The sequence below is a fragment of the Streptomyces sp. NPDC014676 genome, assembly GCF_043084105.1.
Lineage (GTDB): Bacteria > Actinomycetota > Actinomycetes > Streptomycetales > Streptomycetaceae > Streptomyces.
Genome location: NZ_JBIBZI010000007.1, coordinates 153,595 through 176,548 on the forward strand (window position 1 = coordinate 153,595; position 22,954 = coordinate 176,548).

The window sequence follows — 22,954 nt, forward strand, 5'->3', positions numbered from 1 at the left end:
GCATTGTCGGACCCGGCGAGTAGGGTCTGATCTTGACCGAGCAAGTGTGTCGGGCGAACCGAGCGGGGTGAGGGTGATGGCGACCAAGGACACCGGCGGCGGACAGCAGAAGGCCACCCGGTCCACGGAGGAGGTCGAGGAGCAGGCGGCTGAGGCGCAGGCTTCGGAGGACCTCAAGGAGCGTCAGGAAAAGCTGAGCGAGGACGTGGACGACGTCCTGGACGAGATCGACGATGTCCTGGAGGCTAATGCCGAGGACTTCGTTCGTTCATTCGTCCAAAAGGGCGGCGAGTAACCTTCGAATCGAAGGTTTGGGGGGCTTCGGGGTTGGCGTTGAAAGAGGATCTGAAGCGCTGCGCGCGGTGCGGTGAGGACAAACCGCGCGCAGCCTTCGCCCGCAAGCGGTCAAACCTGGACGGCCTGCAGCCACACTGTCGAGATTGCGCGTCGCGCTATCACCGGATGCGTCAGCAAGCCTTGGGGCGGAAAGTCCGCCCCAAGGCAGAGGTGCCCGAGGGGCACAAGCTCTGCCTTAAGTGCGACGAGGTCAAGCCGTGGAGCGAGTGGCACCGCAATGCAACAGCGTCGGATGGGCTGTCGACGCGTTGCAAGGCTTGCCGAGCCGCCGAGGGGCGCGCAGGTTATCTGAAGCGCCAGTACGGCATCACCGAAGCCGAGCGTGACGAGTTGGTCGCCTCCCAGGGAGGCGTCTGCTGCATATGTCTGGCGGCGCCTGCCGCACATGTGGATCACTGCCATGAGACGGGTAGGGTCCGTGGCGTACTGTGCTTCAGCTGCAACGCGGCGCTGGGGCAGTTCAAGGATCGGCCCGATGCCATAAGGCGGGCTGCCGCATACGTGGAAGGAATCGCGTGGAAGCCAACACTCGTAGCACCGGGCGTCTACCGGCTGCCTTCCTGACGCCGGGGTCCTCCTCCTTCATGGACTTCCTCTCCGAGCACCAGCCGGAGCTGCTGCCGGGCAAGAGGTCGTTGCCGCCCGTGAAGGGTGTGATCGAGGCACCGCACGGGACGACGATCGTGGCGGTGACGTTCCCCGGCGGGGTCGTGCTCGCCGGTGACCGGCGGGCCACCATGGGGAACGTCATCGCGCAGCGGGACATCGAGAAGGTGTTCCCTGCCGACGAGTACTCGGCGGTGGGGATCGCCGGTACGGCGGGTCTCGCCGTGGAGATGGTGAAGCTGTTCCAGCTGGAGCTGGAGCACTTCGAGAAGGTCGAGGGCGCGCAGCTGTCGCTGGAGGGCAAGGCGAACCGGCTGTCGACGATGATCCGTTCGAATTTGGGCATGGCGATGCAGGGGCTGGCCGTCGTCCCGCTGTTCGCGGGGTACGACGTGGACCGGGAGAAGGGGCGGATCTTCTCCTACGACGTCACGGGCGGGCGTTCGGAGGAGCAGGGGTACGCCGCGACGGGTTCCGGGTCGATCTTCGCGCGCGGTGCGATGAAGAAGCTGTTCCGGGACGACCTGAGTGAGGCCGAGGCCACCACGTTGGTGGTGCAGGCGCTGTATGACGCGGCAGACGACGACTCGGCGACCGGTGGTCCCGATGTCGCCCGCCGGATCTACCCGATCGTCACCGTGATCACCGATGACGGCTTCCGCCGGCTCACCGAGGACGAGGCGTCCGACATCGCCCGGTCGGTGCTGGAGCGGCGGCTGGAGCAGCCGGACGGGCCGCGGGCCTCGCTGCTGTAGGCCGCGCGGGAGGGTTGTTCGGTTGTTTGGTGGTCCAGTGACTTCGACAGAAAGGGACGGATAACCGGTGTCGACGCCGTTCTATGTCTCACCTCAGCAGGCGATGGCGGACCGGGCGGAGTATGCCCGGAAGGGGATCGCCCGTGGTCGCAGCCTTGTGGTGCTGCAGTATGCCGATGGGATCGTGTTCGTCGGTGAGAACCCGTCCCGTGCGCTGCACAAGTTCAGCGAGATCTATGACCGGATCGGGTTCGCCGCGGCCGGTAAGTACAACGAGTACGAGAATCTGCGGATCGGGGGCGTGCGGTACGCCGATCTGCGGGGTTACACCTATGACCGGGGCGATGTGACGGCCCGGGGTCTGGCGAACGTGTACGCGCAGACGCTGGGGACGATCTTCTCGAGTGTGGGGGAGAAGCCGTACGAGGTGGAGCTGGTGGTGGCCGAGGTCGGGGAGACCCCGGAGTTCGACCAGATCTACCGGTTGCCGCATGACGGGTCCATCGTGGACGAGCACGGCTCGGTGGCGGTAGGGGGTAACGCGGAGCAGATCAGCGGGTATCTGGATCAGCGGCACCGGGACGGGATGACGCTGGCGGAGGCGCTGCGGCTGGCGGTGCAGGCGTTGTCGCGGGACACCAATGGCAGTGAGCGGGAGATTCCCGCGGAGCGGCTGGAGGTGGCGGTGCTGGACCGTACGCGGCCGCAGAAGCGGAAGTTCAAGCGGATCGGGGGGCGTCAGTTGTCCCGTCTGCTGGAGGCGGGCGGTGCGGAGACGGCCTCCGAGGCGGAGGCCGAGACGGACTCCGGCGGGGACGTCGAGTAGTGGGGGTGCGCGTCTGACGCCTGCGGGGTGCCTGCGGCGTGGCGTTCGGTCCGGTGGGGCCGGGGCAGCGCCTGCGGCGTGGCGTTCGGTCCGGTGGGCGGGATGCCCGTGGTGCGGCTTTCGGCCCGGTGGGTGGGATGCCTGCGGCGCCTGTGCGGCTTCGGTGGGGGTGTGCGTAGCGCCCACGGCCGGTGGGTGGGTCGGGGCCGCGTCGGGGGTGTCCGTCCTCGGACTGGCGCGGATCACGTTTCTCGGAGGGCGCGGGGTGCGGACGCGCCAGCCACTGCGGGCGGCCACCCCCGCCCCGTCCCCTTCCCGCCGTACGCGACTACCTGCCCTCGCCTCTCGCGATCCGCGGACAGTCGCTGCCGCATGCCGCCGCTCCCGCGGGCAGTCGCGTGCCGCGTCAGTCGCGGGCAGCCGCGCCGCATGCCCCGCGATCCGCGGGCAGTCGTGCCTCCCCCAGTGCCTTGAGGGCCTGGGAGGTACCCCCAGGGCGGCACGGGTGGGCGGTGGGGGTACCTCCCGCTCGAGCGCAGCCGAGAGTGGGGGAGGCACCCCGCAAGCGCCGGGCGGCGCGAACACCCCCGGCCCGCACCAACGCCGGGGCACCCGCAAGGCGCCGGGCCGTGCAACCCCCGGCCCACACCGAACACCGGGGCACCCACACGGCGCCGGGCCGCGCGAACCCGCCCGGCCGGCACCAGCGCGGGGCACCCGGTAAGCCGCCGGGCTGCGAGCCCGCCCCGCTCAGCACCGGCGCGGAGGGCCGCCGTGGCCCTCAGCGGGGCGCCGGGGCCGTGGAACCCCGTACCACCAGTTCGACCGGGATGTCGCCCGCGGCGGGGGCGCGGCCCTCCAGGACCGCCAGCAGCGCTTCCATCCCCCGCTCGCCGAAAAGCTCCGCGTCCAACCGCACCGTGGTCAGCTCCGGATCGATCGCGCTCGCGAGGGCCAGATCGTCCAGGCCGGTGACGGACAGGTCCTCGGGAACACGCAACCCCAGTCGTCGTGCGGCCTTGTACGTGCCGGCCGCCAGGTGGTCGTCGTCGCAGACCACGGCGGTGGGGCGGTCCGGTGTCGTCGCCGCCCCGCGGAGTGCGGCCTCCGCCGCCGCCTCCGCCCCCTTGATCGAGATCGGTGCCCGCGCCGTACGCAACGACGCTCCGGGAACCTCCCGCAGTCGTGCCGCCAGCTCCCGTGCGCGCACCTCGAAGGTCCAGGACGGCACATCCGCCGCCAGGTGGAGGAAGTGGCGGTGGCCCAGTGCCAGGAGGTGGTCGGTGAGCCGGCGGACGCCGTCGGCGATGTCGAGGTTGACCGTGGCCGCGCCCACGCTGCCCTCGGGGTCGCTGTCCAGCATCACCAGGGGCAGTGCCTCGCCGCGGATCGCGGTGAGGGCTTCCGCGGCCATGGAGGAGGCGATGACGCCGTCCAGGGCCGCCTGTGCGGACGCGAAGGGGTCGCGGGCGGGGCCGATGCCCTCGGGGGAGGGGTAGAGGACCACGCCGAAGCCGTGCCGGGAGGCCACCCGGGCGGCCCCGGTGTAGACGCCGGCGAAGAACTCCGTGGTGAGGGCGGGGACGACCAGGAGGACGGTGCGGGTGCGGCCCAGGCGGAGGTTGCGGGCGGCCAGGTTGGGGCGGTAGCCCAGGGTGCGTGCGGCCTCCCGGACGCGTTCCGCGGTGGTCTCGGAGACCCGGCCGCGCCACTTGTCGCCGAGGACCAGGGAGACGGCGGCCTGGGAGACGCCGGCGGCCCGGGCGACGTCCCGGCTCGTGGGGCGGGTGCCGGCTCGGGGCATCGTCGGGCCGCTCCTTCGTCTGGACTGGTGAACAGCGGACATGGTACGTATGGAGAGCTTAGTTATACGTAAAACTTCCAGTGAAGGGGCCCGCATGGCCACGGGATACCTGGAGATCCTCCGGGCGCGGCACGCCACCCGGCTGCTCGTGGGGACGCTCGTGGGACGGCTGCCCAACGCGACCGCCGCCATCGCGATCGTGCTGTTCGTGCGCGCGGAGGGCGGTACGTACAGCCTGGCCGGCGCGCTGGCGGCGGTGTACGGCGTCGCCAACGCCGTGGGGCAGCCGGTGCTGGGGCGGCTGGTGGATCTGCGCGGGCAGCCGAGGGTGCAGTTGCCGGCCGCGGTGCTGTCGGCGCTGGCGATGGCCGTGTTCGCCTTCGCGGGGACCGGGTCGCCCGCGGTGGCGTACGGCGCGGTGGCCGCGGCGGGGCTCTTCACCCCGCCCCTGGAGGGCGGGCTGCGCGCCCTGTGGTCCTCCGTGCTGCCCGAGGAGGACCATGTGCACCGGGCGTACGCCATGGACGCCGTGGCGCAGGAGGTGATGTTCACCGTCGGGCCGCTGCTGGTGACGGTGTGCGCCTCGTTGTGGTCGGCGCAGGCCGCGCTGCTGGTGCTGAACGTCATCGGGGTGCTGGGCGCCCTCTCCGTGGTCGTCTCGCCGCCCTCGCGGGCCTGGCGGTCGGCGCCGCGCGAGGCGCACTGGCTGGGCGCGCTGCGCTCGCCGGGGCTGCTCGCGCTGCTGGGTGCCTTCCTGGCCGTGGGGATGGCGCTGGGGTCCATCACCGTGGCGGCGGTGTCGTACGCGGACGAGCACGGCGGCGACCAGGTGTACGGCTGGCTGATGGCCGGGATCGGGCTGGGTGCGCTCGTCGGCGGTATGGCGTACGGGGCGCGGCAGTGGACCGGTGAGCCCGCGCGGCGACTCCAGGGGCTGGTGGCCCTTCTGGCGGTGTGTTACCTGCCGCTGATGCTGATGCCGGGCGCGGTGGCCATGACGTTGCTCATGGTGGTCGCCGGGCTCTTCCTGGCACCGGCCATCGCTTGTGCCTTTGTGCTCGTGGACCGGCACGCGCCGCGCGGGACGGTCACGGAGGCGTTCTCCTGGCTGGTGACCACCTTCACCGTCGGCGCGTCGGTCGGAACGGGCCTCACCGGTCCGGTCGTCGAGGCGGGCGGGGCGCTGTGGGGGTTCGCCGTGCCGGGGGTCGCGGGTGGTGTGTCGCTGCTGGTTTTGATCGCCACGGGGCGGGTACTGGCAGTTCCCGCCGGGAGAGCGGTGGTCGCGGCCCGTTCGGAAAATGATCCGAATCGTGCCGTCGAACCTCGTTTCAGGTCGGGGGATCGGGCGTAATGTTCCCTCATGGACCGCCGCATTTTCGGGCTGGAGAACGAGTACGGCGTCACGTGCACGTTCAGGGGACAGCGCCGCCTGTCGCCTGACGAGGTGGCGCGGTACCTCTTCCGCCGTGTCGTGTCATGGGGCCGCAGCAGCAATGTCTTTCTGCGGAACGGTGCCCGCCTCTATCTCGACGTGGGGTCACATCCGGAATACGCAACGCCGGAATGTGACAACGTGACCGAACTGGTCACCCACGACAAGGCCGGCGAGCGCATTCTCGAGGGACTCCTGGTGGACGCCGAACGACGCCTGCACGAGGAGGGAATCGCGGGCGACGTCTACCTCTTCAAGAACAACACCGACTCCGCGGGCAACTCGTACGGTTGTCACGAGAATTATCTGGTGGCCCGGCACGGGGAGTTCTCGCGGCTCGCGGACATCCTCATTCCGTTCCTGGTGACAAGGCAGCTCCTGTGCGGCGCCGGCAAGGTGCTGCAGACGCCGCGCGGCGCCGTGTACTGCGTCAGCCAGCGGGCCGAGCACATCTGGGAGGGCGTCTCCTCGGCGACGACCCGCTCGCGGCCCATCATCAACACGCGCGACGAGCCGCACGCGGACGCCGAGCGCTACCGCCGGCTGCACGTCATCGTGGGCGACTCGAACATGTCCGAGACGACCATGCTGCTCAAGGTCGGCGCCACCGACCTGGTGCTGCGCATGATCGAGGCGGGCACCGTGATGCGCGACCTCACCCTGGAGAACCCGATCCGGGCGATCCGCGAGGTCAGCCACGACATCACCGGGCGCAGGAAGGTGCGTCTGGCCAGTGGCCGGGAGGCCTCCGCGCTGGAGGTGCAGCGCGAGTACTACGAGAAGGCGCTGGACTTCTGCGAGCGCCGGGGTATCCGCACGGGCACCGTCGAGCAGGTGCTGGAGCTGTGGGGCCGTACGCTGGACGCGATCGAGGCCGAGGACCTCGACCGTATCGGCACCGAGATCGACTGGGTCATGAAGTACAAGCTCCTGGAGCGGTACCGGGCCAAGCACAACATGACGATGTCGCACCCGAGGGTCGCGCAGATAGACCTCGCCTACCACGACATCCACCGTCGGCGGGGCCTGTACTACCTGCTGGAGAAAAAGGGACAAGCGGCCCGGATCTGCAACGATTTGAAGATCTTCGAGGGCAAGTCCGTTCCGCCGCAGACGACTCGGGCCCGGCTGCGGGGCGACTTCATCCGGCGGGCCCAGGAGCAGCGCCGCGACTTCACCGTCGACTGGGTGCACCTCAAGCTGAACGACCAGGCCCAGCGCACGGTGTTGTGCAAGGACCCGTTCCGTTCGGTGGACGAGCGGGTGGAGAAGCTGATCGCCGGTATGTGATCAGGTGCGACGCCCGAATGCCCGGAGGCCTCTCGGTCTCCGGGCATTCGGGCGTTTTTCCGGAGGGAAGGCGGCGGGTGCTGATCGTGGGCCCGCACGGCGCTCATGGCCGCGACGTGTCCCGGCGTGAGCCGCGTGCGGGGCAGGTACGTCGTAGAGTGGCGGCCATTGCCCCCCACCCCCGATTCCAGTGGGACTGATGAACTACAATATGAAACGACGCGTCGCGGCGCTGCTGGCCGTTCCCGCACTGCTGCTCACCGCCGCGTGCGGGTCGGACGACGACAGCAACGGCGACAAGACGGGAGGCGTCGCACAGGTCGACGGGAAGGCCGGGGAGAAGCCCGAGATCTCCGTTCCCGAGGACGGCAAGCCGTCCGAGAAGACCGTCGTCGAGACGGTCTCGGAGGGCAGCGGCACCGCGATCAAGGCCTCCGACTACGTCCGGCTGGACTGGACGGTGGAGAAGTGGGGCGGCGACCAGGAACTCGGCGGCACCTGGGCCGCGCCCGCCGCGGACGGCAAGGCGCCCCACCAGCAGTCCGTGGAGCAGGTGGGCAAGCAGAGCCGCCAACTGCCCCCCAAGGTCCTCGACGCCCTGAAGGGCAAGAAGCCGGGCAGCCGGATCCTTGTGCAGGGCACCGCGGGTGAGTTGATCGGCGAGAGTCTGAACCCCTCGTCCGGCATCGCCGCGAAGGACGTGCTGATCTGGGTGGTCGACCCGGTCGGGGCCGCCGCCGTCGACGCCAAGGCCGAGGTCAAGGGCGAGCAGGCGGCCTCCGAGGAGGGGATGCCGGAGGTGAAGGCCCCGTCGCAGAAGGCGGCGACCATCACCGTCCCCAAGGGCGCCAAGGCCCCCGAGAAGCTCACGCAGCAGGTGCTGATCAAGGGCGACGGCAAGAAGGTCGAGGCCGGTCAGGGGCTCATCGCCCAGTACACCGGTGTCAAGTGGGAGGACGGCGAGAAGTTCGACTCCTCCTGGGACCACGGGGGCGCCACCGCGTTCCAGATCGGCACCGGTGCCGTGGTGGCGGGCTGGGACCAGGGCCTCGTCGGCAAGAACGTGGGCGACCGGGTCCTGCTGGTGATCCCTCCCTCCCTCGGTTACGGCTCCAGCCCCGACAGCGAGCTGGCCAAGAACACCCTGGTCTTCGTGGTGGACATCCTCGGCACCGTCTGACCCGGAAAGTCTGTGAGACTGTTCCTGACGCAGGTCACGCAACAAGGAGAGAACAAGTGAGCATCGACAAGCCCGAGATCGACTTCCCGGGCGGCGAGCCCCCGGCGGACCTCGAGATCAAGGACATCTGGGAGGGCGACGGCGAGGTGGCGAAGGCGGGCCAGACCGTCACCGTGCACTACGTCGGTGTGGCCTTCAGCACGGGCGAGGAGTTCGACGCCAGCTGGAACCGCGGCACCCCCTTCCGCTTCCCGCTGGGCGGCGGCCGGGTCATCAAGGGCTGGGACCAGGGCGTGCAGGGCATGAAGGTCGGCGGCCGTCGTCAGCTGACCATCCCCGCCCACCTCGCCTACGGCAACCAGAGCCCCACCCCGGCGATCAAGCCCGGTGAGACCCTGATCTTCGTGGTCGACCTGCTCGGCGTCTGATCCGACCGGAGCCGATCATCCGGGGCCCATGCCTGTCCGGGCATGGGCCTCCGGCTTTTACCGCGCCGCCTCGGGGCGGTACGGTCGTCGCTCGTAAGCACCATAGGGAGGCGAAGCGGGTCGATGGCCATTGCCAAGGCCGAGCGGCTGATGAATCTGGCGCTGTGTCTGCTCGGGACACGCCGGCCCCTCAGCAAGCGTGAGCTGCGCGAGTCGATCGAGGCCTATCTCGAAGCGGGCTCCGACGACTCCTTCAATCGCATGTTCGAGCGCGACAAGGACGATCTGCGGGAACTCGGACTGGTCATCGAGACCGTGGAGAACCTCGACGGCGAGGTCGGTTATCTGGCCCGCCGCGACAGCAACCGGCTGCCGCCCATCACCCTGGACGCCGAGGAGGCCGCCGCCCTCGGGCTCGCCGCCAAGGTGTGGCAGCAGGCCCGGCTCGCCGGAGCGGCCAGCGGCGCCCTGCAGAAGCTGCGCGCGGCCGGTCTGCCCGAGGACGTCGACCCGTACGGTGCCCATGGCGCGCTGGAGCCGCGCATCCCGGTGCACGAGGCCGCGTTCGAGCCGCTGATGCTGGCCTGCCGCGACCGCCGGCCGGTCGTCTTCGACTACCGCAAGGCCAACGCCGCCCAGCCCGGACAGCGGCACGTCGAACCGTGGGCGCTGGAGTGCTGGCGCGGCCACTGGTACCTGGCCGGCTGGGACCGCGACCGGGGCGCCGAGCGGGTCTTCCGGCTCTCCCGGATCACCGGGAAGGTGCGCTCGCGCGGCGGCCGGTTCACCGTCCCGGTGCCGGACGTCGTCACCGTGCGGGAGACCGTGGCGAGCTGGGCGGGGGAGAGCGCGGACCGTTCGGCGCGGATCCGGCTGCGCTCCGACGCCGGTTACCCCCTTCGGGCGAAGGCCACCGTGGTGCGGGAACTCGGCGACGGCTGGGACGAGTTGGAGATTCCGTACGGGCACGGCCTGGACGCCTGGCTGGTGGAGTTCGGACCGGACGTGGTGGTTCTGGAGCCCGCCGAGCTGCGGGCCGACGTGATGGACCGGCTGCGTGCCGTGGCCAAGGGCTGAGGGGGAGCGGAGAAAGACGTGGCAGGCAAACCGGTCAGGCCCGTGAACGCCATCGACCAGACCCGGCGGATGCTCTCCCTGGTGACGTATCTGCGGGAGCGTCCCGGCGCGCGGATCGAGGACGTGGCGCGTGCCTTCGGGATCACCGAGGACGAGCTGGTCTCCGACCTCGACGTGCTGCCCATGTGCGGCACCAGCTTCCGCGGCGGCGATCTGCTGGACATCGACACCGACGGTGAGCGCATCTGGTGGCACAACCCGGCCGCCCTCGGCGCGGAGGCGGCCGAGCCGCTGCGGCTCGCCGCCGACGAGGCCACCGCGCTGCTGGTCGCCGCCCGTGCCGTGGCCACTCTGCCGGGGCTGCGCGAGGGCGACCGGCAGGCGCTGCTGCGGGCCACCGCGAAGGTGGAGACCGCGGCCGGCGAGGCGGCCGGCGCCAGCTCCCGGCTCTCGGTGACCTTCGAGTCCGAGGGCGGCGTCTTCGCGGACGTCGACCGGGCCATCGCCGAGCGCCGCAGACTCTGGATCCGCTACTACTCGCCCGCGCGCGACGAGGTCACCGAGCGGGAGATCGACCCCATCCGCCTGGTCAGCGTCGGGCACACGTACGTCGAGGCGTGGTGCCGGCGCTCCGAGGCGCGCCGCACCTTCCGGCTCGACCGGGTCGCCGAGATCAGGATCCTCGACGAGCCGTCCGCGCCGCCCGAGGTCGAGCTGCGGGACCTGTCGGAAGCGCTGGTGCAGCCCGCGGCCGAGGACCCCGAGGTCGTGGTCGAGGTCGGACCGGGCGGCCGCTGGGTCGCCGAGTACTACCCGCACGACAGCGCGGACGAGCTTCCCGACGGCGGGCTGCGTATCACCCTGCGCACGCCCGACCCGGCCTCGCTCAGACGGCTGGCCCTGCGGCTCGGCCGCGACGGCCGCATCGTGGAGCCGCGCGCGCTGGCCGACAGCGCCCGGCAGGCGGCCCGCGAGGCGCTGGCGGCGTACGACGGGGTCGAGGCGGCCGGATGACCGGGCCCGCGCACGGTGCGGGACGGACAGGACGACAGGCAGGAGCGAGGGCTTTGAGCGAGTCGGCGATGTCCGGAGCGCGGACCATGACGGCGGCGTCCGCGTTCGCGGGGATGAGGAGCGTGGCCCCGGTGATGTTCCGGGCGGGCTGCCCGGACTGCCGGGAGCGCTTCGAGCTCGCCGCGAGCGCGCTGCGCCTGGCCATCGGCGCCAGCAGCCGCACCACGTTCTACTCCTTCACCTGCCCCGAGTGCGGGGCGGCCGTCCGCAAGCCGGCGGGGGAGCGGATCGTGGAGCTGCTCACCGGCGGCGGGGTCCGGACACTGCGGCTGCACTCGACCGTCTAGGCTCGCCCTCATGTTCTGGCCGATGTTCGCGGTTGCGGTGGGGTTCCTGGGTCTGCTGGTGCTCGGGGTGTTCGCCGTCAAGGTCTTCGTCGAGGCGGAACGGCTCGGCAGGCAGGTCACGGACTCGGCCCGCCGTATCGGCCGTGCCGCGGAGGACCTGGAGCGCGCGGCGGCCGGAGCGGCCCGCTCCGCCGAGTCCCTCTGAGCGGTTCCGGCCGGCTCCCGGCGCGGCTTCGCCCCTGTCACCGTGCGGGTCCCGGCAGGTACGCTGCTGATCGCGGACCGGAGAACGAGGCCCGGACCGCGGACGGGAGTACGCACAGGGATTGCCGGACGTTCACCCCTGAGCGTTACGATCGCTGTCAGCACCGTCGTTCGGACGCCTGTCCGACCGGTCGGACAGCCACCCACCCACCCGCCTCGGTGAGAAGGTAAAGACTTATGGGACGGCTCGGCCCCACCGAGATCATTCTGATCCTCGTCGTCATCATCCTGCTGTTCGGCGCGAAGAAGCTCCCGGACATGGCGCGGTCGCTCGGCAAGTCCGCCCGCATCCTCAAGAGCGAGGCGAAGGCGATGAAGGACGACAACAAGTCCGCCGCCCCCGCCGACCCGCCGGCCACCGGCGAGCAGCCCCCGGCGCAGCGCACCATCCAGGCCGCCCCCGGCGACGTGACCAGCTCCCGCCCGGTCACGGAGCCGACGGACACGACCAAGCGCTGACGCAGGGCCGGTGAACTCCGGCCCGCCGCACGAGATGGGAACGTGGGTTGCTCAAGTCTGCCCGCAAGCAGGAGAGGGATCCCGAGGGGCGGATGCCCCTCGTGGAACACCTGCGTGAGTTGCGCAACCGGCTCGCCAAGGCCGTCGTCGCGATCGTCGTGGTGATGATCGTGGCCGCGTTCTACAGCGAGCAGCTCATGCAGTTCCTCGCGGAGCCGGTGCCCAAATGCGAGGACCTGGCGAACAGTGACGGTGGTAACTGCGCCATCGTCTCCTTCAACACGCTGACGTCGCCGTTCACCACGACGATCAAGGTGAGCCTCATGGCCGGCCTGATCGTCTCCAGCCCTGTGTGGCTCTACCAGCTCTGGGCCTTCGTCGCCCCCGGGCTGCACAAGCACGAGAAGAAGTACACCTACTACTTCGTCTCGGCCGCGGTTCCGTTGTTCGCCGGCGGCGCCTACCTGTCGTACGTCATCCTCCCCGTCAGCATCAAGGTGCTGCTCAGCCTCACCCCCGGGGGATCGGCCAACATCCTCTCGCTCGACGAGGTCCTCGACTTCACCATCAGGATGGTGCTGGTCTTCGGCCTGGCCTTCGAGCTCCCCCTGCTGCTCATCATGCTGAACCTGGTCGGCATCGTCTCCGGCCGCCGCATGGCCGGCTGGTGGCGCGGTGTCGTCATGGGCGTCTTCGTCTTCGGCGCGGTCGCGACGCCCACCACGGACCCGGTGGGGATGATCGCCCTCTCCGGACCCATCGTCGTCCTCTACTTCGTCGCCGTGGCGTTCTCGCTGCTCAACGACAAACGGCGTGCCCGCAGGGAATCCCAGGGCCCCGCCGACGACGAGGCGTCCGAGCTGGACCTCACCCCGGAGTCCATCGATCCGGTGGAGCCCGTGGCCGCCCTGCCCGAGCAGGCGACCAGGGACCGGGTCAACGGTTATGACGACGTGACCTGAGGACCGCCCCGCAGCTCATAGGGTCATCCCCGTGACCAGCGAGATCACCCTCTTCGTCAACCCCACCGCGGGCCGCGGCCGGGGCGCCCGCGCGGCGCGGCCGGCCGCTTCCGCGTTCCGGGACGCCGGTTTCTCGGTGCGGACCGTGCTCGGCGACGACCCGCGGGACGCCCTGGACCGGGCGCGCGCCGCCGTCGAGGAGGGCACCGGCGCCCTGATCGCCGTCGGCGGCGACGGCATGGCGAACCTCGCCCTGCAGGCCGTCGTCGGCACCGGCACCCCCTTCGGCCTGGTCGCCGCCGGGACCGGCAACGACTTCGCCCGCGCCCTCGGCATGCCCCTGCGGGAACCGGCCGCGGCCGGCCGGATGATCGCCGACGCCCTCAAGTGCGGCCGGGTCCGCGACATCGACCTCGGCCGGGTCGGCGACCGCTGGTTCGGCGCCGTACTCGCCTCCGGCTTCGACTCCCGGGTCAACGACCGCGGCAACCGGATGCGGCTGCCCCTCGGCCGCGTCAAGTACGACGTCGCGATGGTCGCCGAGCTGGCCGCCTTCCGTCCGCTGCCCTACCGGATCACCCTCGACGGCGGCGAGGTCCGCGAGGTCGAGGCGACGCTGGTCGCCGTCGGCAACGGGCCGTCGTACGGCGGCGGCATGCGGATCTGCCCCGGCGCGGACCTGACCGACGGGCTGTTCGACATCACGGTGGTCGGCGAGTGCAGCCGGGCCACGCTGCTACGGGTCTTCCCCAGGGTGTACCGGGGCACGCACATCGGCCATCCCGCGATCACCGTGCTGCGGGCGGCGAGCGTGGAACTGGCCGCCGAGGAGGTCACCGGGTACGCGGACGGGGAGCCGGTGGGCCCGCTGCCGCTGACCGCGCGCTGCGTGCCGGGCGCGCTGCGGGTCGTCGGCCCCTGAACCGGGTGGCCCCGCTGCTCACAGGGACGGTTCCGGATAATGATCGTCCTGTTGTCGGTGCGGCCCGGTACGCTCGAAAGCACGATGACAGAGGACCTCTCACCGGCCGAGCGGTACGCGGCGGCGCGCAGGCGCGCTGCCGAGCAGGCCACCGCGCTCGCCTCCTTCCGCGAGATGTACGACTTCGGCCTCGACCCCTTCCAGATCGAGGCCTGCCAGGCGCTCGAAGCGGGGAAGGGCGTGCTGGTCGCCGCGCCCACCGGCTCCGGCAAGACGATCGTCGGCGAGTTCGCCGTCCACCTCGCCCTCCGGCAGGGCAAGAAGTGCTTCTACACGACACCCATCAAGGCGCTGTCGAACCAGAAGTACGCCGACCTGTGCCGCCGCTACGGCACGGAGAAGGTGGGCCTGCTCACCGGCGACAACAGCGTCAACTCCGACGCCCCGGTGGTCGTGATGACCACCGAGGTGCTGCGGAACATGCTGTACGCCGGGTCGCAGACCCTGCTCGGCCTCGGCTACGTGGTGATGGACGAGGTGCACTACCTCTCGGACCGCTTCCGCGGTGCCGTCTGGGAGGAAGTGATCATCCACCTCCCCGAGTCGGTGACCCTGGTGTCGCTCTCGGCGACGGTGTCGAACGCGGAGGAGTTCGGCGACTGGCTGGACACCGTCCGCGGTGACACCCAGGTGATCGTCTCCGAGCACCGGCCCGTGCCGCTGTTCCAGCACGTGCTGGCGGGACGCCGGATATACGACCTGTTCGAGGAGGGGGAGGGCGGCAAGAAGGCCGTCAACCCGGACCTCACGCGCATGGCCCGCCTGGAGGCGAGCCGCCCGTCCTGGGGCGACCGCAAGCGCGGGCGGGGCAATACGCGCGAGGCCGACCGGGAGCGGGAGCGCCGGCAGCGCTCGCGGGTGTGGACGCCGAGCCGGCCGGAGGTCATCGAGCGGCTCGACGCCGAGGGCCTGCTGCCCGCCATCACCTTCATCTTCAGCCGTGCCGCCTGCGAGGCCGCCGTCCAGCAGTGCCTGTACGCGGGCCTCAGGCTCAACGACGAGGAGGCGCGGGCCAAGGTCCGCGCCCTGGTCGAGGAGCGCACGGCCTCCATCCCGGCCGAGGACCTGCACGTCCTGGGCTACTACGAGTGGCTGGAGGGCCTGGAGCGCGGTATCGCGGCCCATCACGCGGGCATGCTGCCGACGTTCAAGGAGGTCGTCGAGGAGCTGTTCGTGCGCGGTCTGGTGAAGGCCGTGTTCGCGACCGAGACCCTCGCGCTCGGCATCAACATGCCCGCCCGCTCGGTGGTGCTGGAGAAGCTCGTCAAGTGGAACGGCGAGCAGCACGCCGACATCACCCCCGGCGAGTACACCCAGCTGACCGGCCGGGCCGGCCGGCGCGGCATCGATGTCGAGGGCCACGCGGTCGTGCTGTGGCAGCGCGCCATGAACCCCGAGCACCTGGCGGGGCTGGCCGGCACGCGCACGTATCCGCTGCGCTCCAGTTTCCGGCCGTCGTACAACATGGCGGTCAACCTGGTCGAGCAGTTCGGCCGGCACCGCTCGCGCGAGCTCCTCGAGACGTCCTTCGCGCAGTTCCAGGCGGACAAGTCGGTCGTGGGCATCTCGCGTCAGGTGCAGCGCAACGAGGAGGGTCTTGAGGGCTACAAGGAGTCCATGACCTGCCACCTCGGCGACTTCGAGGAGTACGCGCGGCTGCGCCGGGAGCTGAAGGACCGGGAGAACGAACTGGCCCGGCAGGGCGCGGTGCAGCGGCGCGCGGAGGCCGCCGCCGCGCTGGAGAAGCTGAAGCCCGGTGACGTCATCCACGTACCCACCGGAAAGTACGCGGGGCTGGCGCTGGTGCTCGACCCGGGGCTGCCGGCGGGCCGTTCCAACGGCCACCGCGGCTATGAGTACGCCGACGGCCCGCGCCCGCTGGTGCTGACCGCCGAGCGCCAGGTCAAGCGGCTGGCGTTGATCGACTTCCCGGTGCCGGTGGAGGCGCTGGAACGGATGCGGATCCCGAAGTCCTTCAACGCGCGTTCCCCGCAGTCCCGCCGGGACCTCGCCTCCGCGCTGCGCACCAAGGCCGGGCACATCGTCCCGGACCGGCACCGCAAGAAGGGTTCCCAGGCGGCCGACGACCGGGAGATCGCGCGGCTGCGCAAGGCGCTGCGGGCGCACCCGTGCCACGGCTGCCAGGACCGCGAGGACCACGCCCGCTGGGCCGAGCGCTACCACCGGCTGCTGCGCGACACCTCGCAGCTCGAGCGCCGTATCGAGGGCCGGACGAACACCATCGCCCGTACCTTCGACCGGATCGTCGCGCTGCTGACCGAGATGGACTACCTGCGCGGCGACGAGGTCACCGAGCACGGCAAGCGGCTGGCCCGGCTGTACGGCGAACTGGACCTGCTGGCCAGTGAATGCCTGCGCGAGGGCGTCTGGGAGGGGCTCGCCCCCGCCGAGCTCGCCGCGTGCGTGTCGGCGCTGGTGTACGAGGCCCGGGTCGCCGACGACGCGATGGCGCCCAAGCTGCCGTCGGGCAGGGCGAAGGCGGCGCTCGGCGAGATGGTCCGCATCTGGGGCCGGCTGGACGCCCTGGAGGAGGACTTCCGGATCAGCCAGACGGAGGGCGTGGGCCAGCGCGAGCCCGACCTCGGCTTCGCCTGGGCCGCCTACATGTGGGCGTCCGGCAAGGGCCTGGACGAGGTGCTGCGCGAGGTGGAGATGCCGGCCGGTGACTTCGTGCGCTGGTGCAAGCAGGTCATCGACGTGCTCGGTCAGATCTCCGCCGCCGCGCCGTCCGTCGAGGGGTCGACGGTCGGCAGGAACGCCCGCAAGGCGGTCGACGGACTGCTGCGCGGTGTGGTCGCCTACTCGTCCGTGGGCTGAACGGCCCGGTCCAGGAGTCCTGGAGAAGCCCGGTGCGCCCCGTGCGCGCCGGGCTTCTGCCTTGCGCGCGCCCTCATCGAAGGGCGTCACCGCCCGGTTCCGTGGGCAGGATCAAGGAGCCCGAGGCGCTCCCTCACCCCTTACGGTGAGTGGTTTTCGTACGCCTGGACGCGGTGACGGATGGTGTTCGAACGGCCGCGCAGCGTGTAAACGACCTGAGCGTACTCCTGTCCCAGGGGTCATTTCCGGCACTCGCCGAATATGACATGGCGATGATCCTGTCGGACTAAGCTCGCCCGCAGCGCACCGAGTTGAGATGAATTCGTGCGCTTGTTCCCCTATGTGCACGTTTCCCGGCCGTCAGTCGATTCGTTTCAGAGGGCTCATATGGCGAGTGTCCAACTTCCCCACACACGCGTGCTGTTGTTGCCGGCCATAGTGATGGCCGCGGCGACCGGAGCCGCCGTCGCCCTGGTGACGGAGCCCGCCCGGATCGCCGTCGGCGTGTGCGGCGCCGTCGCGACCCTGCTGGTGACCGCCGCCGCGGCCGAGGCGGTGCGCCGCGGCCGGATCCTGCGGGAGGCGCGGGCCGAGCACGACCGTCACCGTGCGTACCTGGAGTCCCGGATCGCCGCCCACAACACGGAGACGGAGTACTTCATCAACCAGGTCGTCCCCGCGGCCCTGAACCACCTGCACAGCGGGAACGACCCCCATGAGGTGCTGCGCGACCTGCCCCGGCTCGACCCGGCCTGGCGCGACCTGCCGGAGTACCAGCTCCGGATGCTGCGGACGATGCTCAAGATCATCGACGACGAGGAGAACCTGCGCGACTCCGCCCAGCGCTCCTTCGTCAGCATCGCCCGCCGCGTCCAGGCGATCGTCCACCAGCAGGCCAAGGAACTCCGCGAGATGGAGGAGGACCACGGCCGCAACCCCGAGGTCTTCGACGACCTGCTGCGCATCGACCACGGCACCGCGCTGATCGGCCGCCTCGCCGACTCCATCTCCGTCCTCGGCGGCGGCCGTCCCGGACGCCAGTGGCCCAAGCCCGTCGCGCTCTACAGCGTGCTGCGCGGTGCCATGTCCCGCATCCTCGAGTACCGCCGCATCGACCTGAAGTCGATCGCCAAGATCAACATCAAGGGCATCTACGTCGAGCCGGTCATCCACGCCGCCGCCGAGATCCTCGACAACGCCACCCGCTACTCGCCGCCGACCTCCAAGGTGAGCGTCACCGCCACCGAGGTGCAGACCGGCGTCGCCATCGAGATCGAGGACGCCGGCGTCAGCCTCGACGAGCAGGCCCGTGCCCGCATCGAGGGCATCCTCGAACAGGCCCAGAAGGGCACCGACCTCCAGGAGATCGGCGGCAACCCGCGCCTCGGCCTCGCCGTCGTCGGCCGCCTCTGCACCGCGTTCAACATGCAGGTCTCGCTGCGCGCCTCCGCCTACGGCGGCGTCCGCGCCGTCCTCGTCGTACCCAGCGAGATGATCACCGACGAGCCCGGCGTGGGCCTCGCCCACGGCATCGGGGCGACCTCCGTGCCCCGCCCGGTCGACGCCCTGCCCGGCCCCGAGCGCACCCCCAAGAAACGCCGCCCCACCAGCCCCCGCATCCCCGCCACCGTCTCCATGGAGGACGACGTCCCCGAGGTCACCGAGTGGACCGCGGGCGGACTGCCCCAGCGCCGCAGCCGGGTGAAGACCCCGATCACCCAGCGGTACGCCGAACAGGCGGCCGCCGAACGGGCCGAGCGGGAGGCCAAGGAGCGGGGCGAGGAGTACCACGACATCTGGGCCAGGCCCGAGCCCGAGAAGAAGCAGGACGACCGCGAACCCGGGCTGTGGGTCGACGCCTTCTGGGAGGGCATGCGCAAGGGCCTCGACCCGGGCGTCCCCACCACCGACTTCACCCGGAACCCGACCGCCTACCTGCATCTCATCAACGAACCGGCCCGCACCGAGGCCGATGACGAGGGGGACCTCAAGTGATCCAGCAACGAGCCAACTTCGACTGGATGCTCAAGGAGCTCGCCGACGGCGTACCCGGCGTCGAGATGATCGTGGTGCTCTCCGCCGACGGCCTGCGCATCGCCCGCTACGGCGGCGAGCCGGACGCCGCCGACCGGGTCGCCGCGGCCTGTGCGGGCGTACAGAGCCTCGCCGGGGCCGTCGCCCAGGAACTCCCTTACGGCAACGGCGAGATGAAGATGGTGCTCATCGAGATCGACGAGGGCTACTTCTACCTGATGGCGGCCGGCGCCAACGCCTATCTCGCGGTGCTCTCCGACATGACCTGCGAGCCGGGCCGTATGGGCGGCATGATGCGCGACCTCGTCGTCCGCATCGGCGCCCATCTGACCAGTCCGCCCCGACGGAACGGGCAGACCGTATGACTCCTCCGCAACGCCAGAGGCGCTTCCCCCAGGACGGCCCCCCTCCGCAGCCGGCCGAACAGGCCGGGAAGGGGGGCCAGGGCGGCAACCCGGAGCGGCTGTACGTCGTCACCGGACCGGACGGCGAACGTGCCGACATCGATCTCGTCACGCTGATCGTGGCCGGCTCCCCGGACCCCCCGCCCTCCGCCACCCCCGAGCAGGCGGCGCTGCTCCGGCTCTGTGCCGCCCCCCTGTCCGTGGCCGAACTGTCGGCCTATCTCAATCTGCCGTTCAGCGTGGTGACCAGGCTGCTCACCGAGATGCTGGCGGCGGAACTGGTCCAGGCACGCTTCCCGATCGTCCGCAAGGCGCTGCCCGACCGTTCCCTTCTCGAAGCGGTGATGCATGGACTTCAAAGGCTCTGAGACCATCCCGGGCCCCCGCGCCGAGGACCAGTTGCCGCACACGGCACAGGCCGCGGTGAAGATCGTGATCGTGGGCGGATTCGGGGTCGGCAAGACGACCATGGTCGGCTCGGTCAGCGAGATCAAACCGCTGACCACCGAGGAGACCATGACACAGGCCGGCATCGGGGTCGACGACAACTTCGGTTCCGCGTCCAAGACGGCCACCACGGTCGCCATGGACTTCGGCCGCATCAAGATCACGGACCAGCTGGTGCTGTACCTGTTCGGCACCCCCGGCCAGGAGCGCTTCTGGTTCCTGTGGAACGGGCTGTTCGAGGGGGCGCTCGGCGCGGTCGTGCTGGTCGACACCCGCCGCCTCGAAGTCAGCTTCGACGTCATGGGACGGCTGGAGGAGCGCGGTGTGCCGTTCGTCGTCGCGGTCAACTCCTTCCCGGACGCCCCGCGTTACCCCGTCGAGGACCTGCGGTCCGCCCTCGACCTGTCCGAGCAGATCCCCATCGTGGACTGTGATGTGCGGCGCCGCGCCTCCAGCCGCGACGTGCTGATGACCCTGATGCGGTTCCTGCACTCGCTCGCCATGACGGGCTCGCTCACCTGACCCCGGGATCCCTCCCGCCCCTGATCCCGCTTTCCCCTCGGAGCGACCACTGTGACGCCTGAACCCACCTCCCTGACGGGAGACTCCCCGACCGGAACGGACGACGCCCGGCCCGGCCCGCCCCCCGGCTGCCCCGCGCACGGCAAGGGCCCCGGCGGACTGAGCCGGCTGCACGAGTCGGAGGACCTGAAGAAGCTGTACGAGGAACTGCGGGCCGAACACGGTCCGGTGGCGCCCGCGCTGGTCCACGACGACGTACCGGTGTGGGTGGTCCTCGGCCACGCCGAGAGCCAGCAACTGGTACGCAGCCCCGCGCAGTACTGCAAGGACAGCCGCATCTGGTCCGCGCTCGCAGAAGGACTGGTCAAGCCCGACCACCCGCTGATGCCGCACATCGCCTGGCAGCCGATGTGCGCCCACACCGAGGGCGACGAGCACCGGCGGCTGCGCGGCGCCATCGACGCCGCCGTGGCGGCCACCGACTTCCGCGGTCTGCGCCGGCACGTCAACCGCAGCGTCCAGCGCGTCGTCAACCGGTTCTGCGAGGCGGGCGAGGCCGAACTGGTCGGCCAGTACGCCGAGCACCTGCCGATGGTCGTGATGTGCCACGTCCTCGGCATGCCCGACGAGTACAACGACCGGATCGTCGAGGCCGCCCGCGACATGATCAGGGGCACCGAGACCGCCATCGCCAGCAACGCGTACATCATGGAGGCCCTGGGCCGGCTCACCGCCCGCCGCCGCGTCGAGCCGGCGGGGGACTTCACCAGCCACCTCGTCACCCACCCGGCTCAGTTGACCGACGAGGAGATCAGCCAGCAGCTCAGGGTGGTGCTGATCGGCGCCTACGAGGCGATCGCCAACCTCCTCGCCAATGTGCTGCGCCAGGTGCTGATCGACCCGCGCTTCCGCTCCCAGCTCAACGGCGGCCAGATGACCGTGCCCCAGGCGGTGGAGCAACTGCTCTGGGACGAACCGCCGTTCAGCACCATCTTCGCCTACTTCGCCAAGCAGGACACGGAGCTCGGCGGACAACGCATCCGCAAGGGCGACGGACTGATCTTCGCGCCCGCACCGGCCAACGTCGACCCCCGCGTGCGCCCCGACCCGACCGCCGACATGCAGGGCAACCGCTCGCACCTCGCCTTCGGCGGCGGTCCGCACGAGTGCCCCGGCCAGGACCTCGGCCGCGTGATCGCCGAAGTCGGCGTCGACGCGCTGCTCATGCGGCTGCCCGACGTCGAACTGAGCATCGGTGAGGAGCAGCTGGCCTTCACCGAGTCCATCGCCTCGCGGCATCTCGTGGAGCTGCCCGTCCACTTCACGCCCCGGCCGCAGCAGGACGTGCTGCTGCGGCCCAGCCACGAGAACGACGCGATCCCGCAGCAGGACTGGCACATCGGCGTGACCCGGCCGACGGCCCCTGTGTCCCCTGTGTCTTCTGTGCTGCCCGAGCCGAGCGTCGAGCCGCCGGTGCCGCACCCGGTGCCGCACCCGGTGCCGCCCCCCGCGCCGGCGCCGTCGCCGGTGACGGAACCCGCCCCGCCGCAGGGCGCCTGGCAGCGCTTCCTGCGCTGGTGGCGCGGTTACTGACCGGCCGCCCAGTCCTCGTACGAGGACCATGCCGCGAGCATCCGGCCGCTGGTGAACCGGTGCTCCGCACCCGTCACCGGATCGGTGAACTCCAGCTTCCGCGCCAGCAGTTGCAGCGGGCGCCGGAAGTCACCGGCCGGGACGGGGGCGGCCACCTCGGGGTACAGCGGATCGCCGAGGATCGGCACGCCCAGGGCGTTCATGTGCACCCGTAGCTGATGGGTCTGTCCGGTGCCGGGCACCAGCCGGTACCGGCCGAGGCCGTCGGCCCGGTGGGCGGCGAGTTCGACACGGGTCACCGCGTTCGGCTCGCCCTCGACCTCCTCGGCGGTCAGCACCCCCCGCTCCTTCACGATCCGGCTGCGCACGGTCCGGGGCAGGTCCAGGGCCGGGTCGTACGGGGCGACGGCCTCGTACTCCTTGCGCACCAGCCGGTCGCGGAACAGCGTCTGGTAGGCCCCGCGCTCCCCGGGCCGCACCGTGAACAGCACCAGGCCAGCGGTGAGCCGGTCCAGGCGGTGCGCGGCGCCCAGCTCCGGGACGCCCAGCTCACGGCGGAGCCGGGCGAGCGCGGTCTGGGTGACGTGGCCGCCGCGCGGGGTGGTGGCCAGGAAGTGGGGCTTGTCGACGACGACGATGTGCTCGTCCCGGTGGACGACCTCCAGCGGGAACGGCACCGGCACCTCGGCGGGCGGCTCACGGTGGAACCACACGCACATGCCGGGTGCGTACGGGGTGTCCGCCGGTACGGACCGTCCGTCCGCCCCGACGATCAGGCCCGCGGCGAACATCCCGTCCACGACCCCGGGACCGGCGGCCGAGAGCCGCTGCGCCAGGTGCTCCCGTACCGTGGCCCACTGGTCCCCGGCGGGCAGCCGGACCCGTACCGGGTCCACACCGTCGCGCTGCGGCAGGGGGGAGGGCGGGGTCGGCCGTCTGCGTCTCACACCGGGCAAGCGTACGGGGCCGCTCAGCCGTGGTTCCCGGTCGCCCGTCTCAGCTCCGCCTCGACCTCGTGGAGCGGTCTGCCCTCGGCCCGGGCGTACTCGGTCACCGCGAGGCGGACGTCACGGGCGAGGTCGCGCCAGGCCCGCCAGGCGGTCTCCCAGGTGGCGGTCTGGCGCGCGCTCCACTTGGTCCGGGCGGGCGGGCCGTAGGCGTCCCGCAGGTGCCGGACCCGGGAGTGCGCCTCGTCCGCCGCGCGCTGCTTGGCCACGAGCTCGTCGAAGGTGTGTGCCACGCGGCCGGATCCTGGGGCAGCGCCCCGCCTCCGGCCGGCCCGCCACGCCGCCGGGCGCGGCCCGGCGGGCCACGGTTCACCTGATCGGCC

24 protein-coding genes are annotated in these 22,954 nt (G+C 71.1%); 21 read left to right on the top strand and 3 right to left on the bottom strand.

Going from position 1 to position 22,954, the window contains the following annotated elements; genetic code table 11:
- Window positions 1-76: 76 nt before the first annotated feature.
- The 4 genes from ACF1DX_RS21190 (at window position 77) to prcA (ending at window position 2,544) form a co-directional block, all read left to right on the top strand.
- Window positions 77-295 (top strand): ubiquitin-like protein Pup, encoded by a 219-nt coding sequence (locus ACF1DX_RS21190; protein ID WP_030825909.1) that lies wholly within the window; start codon window positions 77-79, stop codon window positions 293-295.
- A gap of 32 nt (window positions 296-327) precedes the next feature.
- Window positions 328-921, top strand: coding sequence for an endonuclease VII domain-containing protein (locus ACF1DX_RS21195; protein WP_391792697.1), 594 nt, complete (start codon window positions 328-330; stop codon window positions 919-921).
- Entirely contained in the window at window positions 873-1,718 is an 846-nt protein-coding gene (prcB, locus tag ACF1DX_RS21200; RefSeq protein WP_385193230.1) for a proteasome subunit beta, read from the top strand. The genes ACF1DX_RS21195 and prcB overlap by 49 nt, the downstream gene beginning before the upstream one ends.
- 67 nt (window positions 1,719-1,785) lie before the next feature.
- Window positions 1,786-2,544, top strand: coding sequence for a proteasome subunit alpha (gene prcA, locus ACF1DX_RS21205; protein WP_391792698.1), 759 nt, complete (start codon window positions 1,786-1,788; stop codon window positions 2,542-2,544).
- 781 nt (window positions 2,545-3,325) lie between these two features.
- On the opposite strand, the gene ACF1DX_RS21210 is transcribed toward prcA, so the two are convergent.
- Window positions 3,326-4,348, bottom strand: coding sequence for a LacI family DNA-binding transcriptional regulator (locus ACF1DX_RS21210; RefSeq protein WP_391792699.1), 1,023 nt, complete (start codon window positions 4,346-4,348; stop codon window positions 3,326-3,328).
- Between the two features lie 94 nt (window positions 4,349-4,442).
- On the opposite strand from ACF1DX_RS21210, the gene ACF1DX_RS21215 reads away from it, so the two are divergent.
- The 17 genes from ACF1DX_RS21215 (at window position 4,443) to ACF1DX_RS21295 (ending at window position 21,624) form a co-directional block, all read left to right on the top strand.
- Window positions 4,443-5,702 (top strand): MFS transporter, encoded by a 1,260-nt coding sequence (locus ACF1DX_RS21215; protein ID WP_391792700.1) that lies wholly within the window; start codon window positions 4,443-4,445, stop codon window positions 5,700-5,702.
- Window positions 5,703-5,711: 9 nt separating this feature from the next.
- Window positions 5,712-7,073: a Pup--protein ligase gene (gene pafA, locus ACF1DX_RS21220; RefSeq protein WP_004933460.1), complete on the top strand. Its 1,362-nt coding sequence runs from the start codon at window positions 5,712-5,714 to the stop codon at window positions 7,071-7,073.
- A 199-nt stretch (window positions 7,074-7,272) separates the two neighbouring features.
- Window positions 7,273-8,253 carry an FKBP-type peptidyl-prolyl cis-trans isomerase gene (locus ACF1DX_RS21225; RefSeq protein WP_391792701.1) on the top strand — a complete coding sequence of 327 codons (981 nt, stop codon included), beginning with the start codon at window positions 7,273-7,275 and terminating at the stop codon, window positions 8,251-8,253.
- A gap of 56 nt (window positions 8,254-8,309) precedes the next feature.
- On the top strand, window positions 8,310-8,681 hold the full coding sequence (locus ACF1DX_RS21230; protein ID WP_006132299.1) for an FKBP-type peptidyl-prolyl cis-trans isomerase: 372 nt from the start codon (window positions 8,310-8,312) through the stop codon (window positions 8,679-8,681).
- 123 nt (window positions 8,682-8,804) lie between these two features.
- The gene (locus ACF1DX_RS21235; RefSeq protein ID WP_030867338.1) at window positions 8,805-9,758 is read left to right on the top strand and encodes a YafY family protein; all 954 of its coding nucleotides are present in this window, start codon (window positions 8,805-8,807) and stop codon (window positions 9,756-9,758) included.
- 18 nt (window positions 9,759-9,776) lie between these two features.
- Window positions 9,777-10,772: a helix-turn-helix transcriptional regulator gene (locus tag ACF1DX_RS21240; protein ID WP_391792702.1), complete on the top strand. Its 996-nt coding sequence runs from the start codon at window positions 9,777-9,779 to the stop codon at window positions 10,770-10,772.
- 53 nt (window positions 10,773-10,825) lie between these two features.
- Complete coding sequence (locus ACF1DX_RS21245) at window positions 10,826-11,119, top strand: hypothetical protein (protein ID WP_391792703.1); 294 nt, start codon at window positions 10,826-10,828, stop codon at window positions 11,117-11,119.
- 10 nt (window positions 11,120-11,129) lie between these two features.
- Window positions 11,130-11,324 carry a hypothetical protein gene (locus tag ACF1DX_RS21250; RefSeq protein WP_391792704.1) on the top strand — a complete coding sequence of 65 codons (195 nt, stop codon included), beginning with the start codon at window positions 11,130-11,132 and terminating at the stop codon, window positions 11,322-11,324.
- Between the two features lie 236 nt (window positions 11,325-11,560).
- On the top strand, window positions 11,561-11,842 hold the full coding sequence (gene tatA, locus ACF1DX_RS21255; protein WP_073933654.1) for a Sec-independent protein translocase subunit TatA: 282 nt from the start codon (window positions 11,561-11,563) through the stop codon (window positions 11,840-11,842).
- A gap of 92 nt (window positions 11,843-11,934) precedes the next feature.
- Window positions 11,935-12,804, top strand: a complete 870-nt coding sequence (tatC, locus tag ACF1DX_RS21260; RefSeq protein ID WP_391792906.1) for a twin-arginine translocase subunit TatC — start codon at window positions 11,935-11,937, stop codon at window positions 12,802-12,804.
- A 31-nt stretch (window positions 12,805-12,835) separates the two neighbouring features.
- The gene (locus ACF1DX_RS21265; protein WP_391792705.1) at window positions 12,836-13,726 is read left to right on the top strand and encodes a diacylglycerol kinase; all 891 of its coding nucleotides are present in this window, start codon (window positions 12,836-12,838) and stop codon (window positions 13,724-13,726) included.
- A 39-nt stretch (window positions 13,727-13,765) separates the two neighbouring features.
- The gene (locus tag ACF1DX_RS21270) at window positions 13,766-16,624 is read left to right on the top strand and encodes a DEAD/DEAH box helicase (protein ID WP_391792706.1); all 2,859 of its coding nucleotides are present in this window, start codon (window positions 13,766-13,768) and stop codon (window positions 16,622-16,624) included.
- A 417-nt stretch (window positions 16,625-17,041) separates the two neighbouring features.
- Window positions 17,042-18,619, top strand: a complete 1,578-nt coding sequence (locus ACF1DX_RS21275) for an ATP-binding protein (RefSeq protein ID WP_391792707.1) — start codon at window positions 17,042-17,044, stop codon at window positions 18,617-18,619.
- Complete coding sequence (locus ACF1DX_RS21280) at window positions 18,616-19,023, top strand: roadblock/LC7 domain-containing protein (protein WP_385053612.1); 408 nt, start codon at window positions 18,616-18,618, stop codon at window positions 19,021-19,023. Before ACF1DX_RS21275 ends, ACF1DX_RS21280 begins: the two co-directional genes overlap by 4 nt.
- Window positions 19,020-19,430, top strand: coding sequence for a DUF742 domain-containing protein (locus tag ACF1DX_RS21285; RefSeq protein ID WP_391792708.1), 411 nt, complete (start codon window positions 19,020-19,022; stop codon window positions 19,428-19,430). Before ACF1DX_RS21280 ends, ACF1DX_RS21285 begins: the two co-directional genes overlap by 4 nt.
- On the top strand, window positions 19,411-20,031 hold the full coding sequence (locus ACF1DX_RS21290; RefSeq protein WP_391792709.1) for an ATP/GTP-binding protein: 621 nt from the start codon (window positions 19,411-19,413) through the stop codon (window positions 20,029-20,031). The genes ACF1DX_RS21285 and ACF1DX_RS21290 overlap by 20 nt, the downstream gene beginning before the upstream one ends.
- A 51-nt stretch (window positions 20,032-20,082) precedes the next feature.
- Window positions 20,083-21,624 carry a cytochrome P450 gene (locus ACF1DX_RS21295; protein WP_391792710.1) on the top strand — a complete coding sequence of 514 codons (1,542 nt, stop codon included), beginning with the start codon at window positions 20,083-20,085 and terminating at the stop codon, window positions 21,622-21,624.
- On the opposite strand, the gene ACF1DX_RS21300 is transcribed toward ACF1DX_RS21295, so the two are convergent.
- Together ACF1DX_RS21300 and ACF1DX_RS21305 are read right to left on the bottom strand one after the other, a co-directional pair.
- Entirely contained in the window at window positions 21,618-22,571 is a 954-nt protein-coding gene (locus ACF1DX_RS21300) for an RluA family pseudouridine synthase (protein ID WP_391792711.1), read from the bottom strand. The genes ACF1DX_RS21295 and ACF1DX_RS21300 overlap by 7 nt on opposite strands.
- A gap of 23 nt (window positions 22,572-22,594) precedes the next feature.
- A complete protein-coding gene (locus tag ACF1DX_RS21305) occupies window positions 22,595-22,864 on the bottom strand; it encodes a hypothetical protein (RefSeq protein WP_391792712.1) in 270 nt (89 codons plus the stop codon).
- Window positions 22,865-22,954: the final 90 nt, after the last annotated feature.